This window comes from Pseudomonas sp. EA_5y_Pfl2_R50, from assembly GCF_963970475.1.
Taxonomy (GTDB): Bacteria; Pseudomonadota; Gammaproteobacteria; order Pseudomonadales; family Pseudomonadaceae; genus Aquipseudomonas.
Map to the genome: position 1 here is coordinate 1 of NZ_CAXAPT010000050.1, position 788 is coordinate 788.

Consider the following 788-nt stretch of genomic DNA (forward strand, 5'->3'; position numbering starts at 1 on the left):
GTCTCTTCGGTCAACTGGCCGAGGTTGTTCCACACCAAGCGATGCCGACTGCTGTCCGGGTAGCGGATCGACAGCAATTGTCCGCGGATGTCGTAGTAGTAATGGGTGACCTGGCCGTCGGGGTCGACCGCCTCGGTGACATCGCCCTGGGCATTGCGCCGGAACGTCCAAACCGCCTCGCCGCGAGAACGGCGGTGCAGGAAACCGTTGCGGTATTCGTAGGACGTGGGCTCGTCGTCTGGCGGAAGTAGCGCGATCAGCCGTCCGACTTCGTCGTAACGGTATTCGGTGACCGCGCCAAGCGGGTCCTGCTCGGCGATCAAACGTCCCTGATCGTCATAGGCCTTGAGGTGCTCACCACCATCGGCTTCGACCTTGCGCACCAGTCGCGCACGGTCGTCGTGGACGTAGGTTTCTTCGGTGCCATCGACGTAATGCACCGCGACACTGCCGTCGTCGTTCCAGACGTAACGGGTGTTCATCTGCGAAAACGACGCCCAATGCCGCACGCAGCGAGCAGCCTTGCCTGAGCGCTCCCATTCCCAGAAGAAACTCGCGCCCCCGCTCAACTGACGCTGGAGGATGACGTGCTGATCGTCGTAGTCGTAACGCTCGCTGTCGCCGACGGCGTTGGTGGCTTCGATCAGGTGCTGATAGGCGTCGTAGCGGTAGCTGACGAGGGTTTGCTCAGTGAGCCAAGGCTCGGCCAGGTTCTGCGACGGGTCAAAACGCTGGTAATCAACCGCGATCAGGTGTGAGCGGTCGTAACGCAATAACAACGCCCGGCC

General features: G+C 61.8%; 1 pseudogene. It reads right to left on the minus strand.

Annotated features, from left to right (window positions below):
• Positions 1-788: pseudogene (locus tag AACY19_RS26625) on the minus strand (type IV secretion protein Rhs); the annotation flags it as partial.